The sequence below is a fragment of the Yersinia sp. Marseille-Q3913 genome, assembly GCF_963892745.1.
In the GTDB taxonomy this organism is placed as follows: Bacteria; Pseudomonadota; Gammaproteobacteria; order Enterobacterales; family Enterobacteriaceae; genus Yersinia; species Yersinia bercovieri.
Genome location: NZ_CAWQAF010000052.1, coordinates 1 through 2,805 on the forward strand (window position 1 = coordinate 1; position 2,805 = coordinate 2,805).

The window sequence follows — 2,805 nt, forward strand, 5'->3', positions numbered from 1 at the left end:
TTTTAGTTATTGATGGCGATGATTCTGGTTGTGGCTTACTTAAATTAGAATCGCTAGGGCTTATTTTAGCTAGCTTATTGGGGGCTGATAATGGCGTTTTTGAAGGTGACCCAACATCTTTCTGTAAATAAATGGGATCTACATCGGAAGAAAATAAATCCTTATTTTTATACTTCATGGAAATACCTCCACTCTGATTCCAATACAATACCGTCTTATTATTATTATTATTATTATTTGCAAAGTAATCAGTTACCTTGAAATAAGCTTTCGGGTAAATATATTTTCTTCCATTTATATTAATACAAGCACGATCTCTCATTGCAGAAACGCTAGCCTTAACCCCCCTGTCTCCTATTGAGGATATAAACTGAAATGCATAACTATCCGGTATATTTTTAGTAGCCAGTGCACAACCTGCCAAAGTTATATGCCGTGGATTAATATTGATCTGGTGCTGCTGCTGAAGTTTATTGCAAAAATTATACAGAGTATCTGCTAGCTTAGTTGGCTTCTGATCGCTCAAAGTCGTTGACGGGTTATAAATATCGCCGTTACCATGCCCTACTACTTGCCAACGTATTTTTCCGCTCTCATATTTAGACTTAAATTTGTCAATAAAATTGGCTTCACTGAGTGGGGTAATATCATTCATTTCTGAGTTAAAAGAGAACATACTATACTGACCATCTAAATCAAGTTGTATTATCACTGATTTTCCCAAGTGTTTTCCGGCCAGTCGAGTTGCAGACTTAGTTATGTCTTCGCTGTTTTCCAATTGGAAAATTACCTGAAAATCGTAGTTTGATGGTTTATCTATTTTAATTATCTCCTCGAGTTCATGTGAATGCCAATCCTCAATAAGGAAGTGTTCTGGGAATTGGTTTTTTGTATTAAAAAACATTTCAGCTTTGTATTTATCTTTTCCATAAAAAATATTATCAACCCAATTTCCTCGTTTAGTTAAATCAAGTTCAAAGCTATTGATTTTGATGTATTTTTCTAAAAGTTTAAAAGCGTCGGTATCTGTAGCTGTTTTAAGTAGCATGAGACTGTCTATTGAACCATCTTTATTAGAAAAAAATGGTGCCAGTAAATCAGAATGGCGTTTAATCAAATAATTAAGTGAGTTTTTATCTTTTTTTACTTTCTCAAAAATTTGCCTCAAGAATTTAATATTGTTTTCAGATTTAAATAATTTATCGACTAACTCACTAGTTCCAATTTTTTTTGATGGCTTATAAAAATCAAGTGTGTCATCCAAAAGATACCCATCCGGCACACTTCCCATGGCAACTATTTTATACTGAATAAAACCTGCATCACTTAACATTTCTTTAATTAATTTGCTCCTACTGTTTTTTAACGAAGCATCACTCAGCAACTCTATTATATAGCCTGTAGGATTAGTAGGCAGTCCTTCAATCGAATTATATTTAGATATTATTTTAATTGCTTTTTTTATATCATTAATTTCATCCTTGATATTACTATTTTTTTTAAAAATACCCTTTAGCCGCTTATACTCTTTATTTAAACATTGTTCATGTACAGCAAAGTCTATTTTCTCTAAATAAGAGCCGCCACCAGATACATTCCTAAAATGAAAATCTCTATTTTCACTAACAATATGTGGCGTATTAGCATTTGATGGGTTGTTTATTATAACCATTTTCTCTGGTATATCCTCCAGCGTAAAATAGCTATCGATGTCATCTTTAATCATATTTATATGCTTTTGTATAAGCGTGTATTTTTCAAGGTTACTCCCAATATATGATTGTAAATCTATAATTATTGACCGTTCAGTTGTAGATAGACAAACAGAATCTGGTGACTCAAATTTGAGACCGGTAAACTTAATACCATATTTCCCATTAGTAGTTACTCCCTCCTGGATTGAAATAGAATCTTTTTTGTAATGATCATAAAAACGTTGCCGTTCAAATGAATCTATAAAAAATTTCTCACCAATCCACACACCATCTCTCTTTTCAGCTATTACTCTTCCATCACTCATAATTGTATTATTGTCTACCATAATCGAAGACGGTATTGTTTCAGCCTTAAAATATTTAGTTAGAAACTGGTTTAGCTGAGAGAATAACACTTTCTTTTTGCGCTTGTTCATTCCCGCCATATCTAACAGACCAATTTTAACAACCCTACCTTCTGCGATGGATGATTCATATAACCCAGTAGCCACTTTCCTTACTTCACTTAATATTCCATCATCCAATGTAATAACTTTAGCTGGTTTGCCATTAGGCATGATAACTTTCCTTATGTCATTTAAGATACCAATATTTGGCAGAGTAATTTATAATACTTATGATTATTTATAAAATTATAAGGCCTAACATTTTCATCAAAATAACAATTTATTATAATTAATGAGAGTATTTGTAATATTAATATTTATCTGTTGTATAGCTGCCATTCACCAAAGTTAAATTATCACTATTCTGGATATTTAAGCTGATATCTATAGTGGCTGTTTTTAACCCGACTCCGTTAACTTCAACACCAAGTATTTTTTGATAATAATTATCATTTCCATTGATTAATGACATGATTTATTGCTTTAATTACTGCTCTCAATATTGGCTGATGGCCCGCATACCCCGCCAGCCGCTTATCAGGATAGATTGTGACCACAACATCAACTGCGACAAAAACCAAATATCGCCCAACCCCACCCCGTTTAGTTCAGGTGAAAAAGGTGGTGGATATCTCACCGCATCTGCGCTGCATTACCTTTGAGAGCCCTGCCTTGCACAATTATCCACCACAATGCGGTGGCGC

The 2,805-nt window shown here is 33.4% G+C and carries 2 protein-coding genes and 1 pseudogene; 1 reads left to right on the forward strand and 2 read right to left on the reverse strand.

Annotated features, from left to right (window positions below):
* Together AACW11_RS16220 and AACW11_RS16225 are read right to left on the reverse strand one after the other, a co-directional pair.
* A partial coding sequence (locus AACW11_RS16220) for a C80 family cysteine peptidase (protein WP_212587032.1) occupies positions 1 to 2,272 on the reverse strand: 2,272 nt, incomplete at its 3' end.
* Positions 2,273 to 2,411: 139 nt separating this feature from the next.
* Positions 2,412 to 2,573 carry a hypothetical protein gene (locus AACW11_RS16225; RefSeq protein WP_212587033.1) on the reverse strand — a complete coding sequence of 54 codons (162 nt, stop codon included), beginning with the start codon at positions 2,571 to 2,573 and terminating at the stop codon, positions 2,412 to 2,414.
* 77 nt (positions 2,574 to 2,650) lie between these two features.
* On the opposite strand from AACW11_RS16225, the pseudogene AACW11_RS16230 reads away from it, so the two are divergent.
* Positions 2,651 to 2,805, forward strand: a pseudogene (locus AACW11_RS16230) (siderophore-interacting protein); the annotation flags it as partial.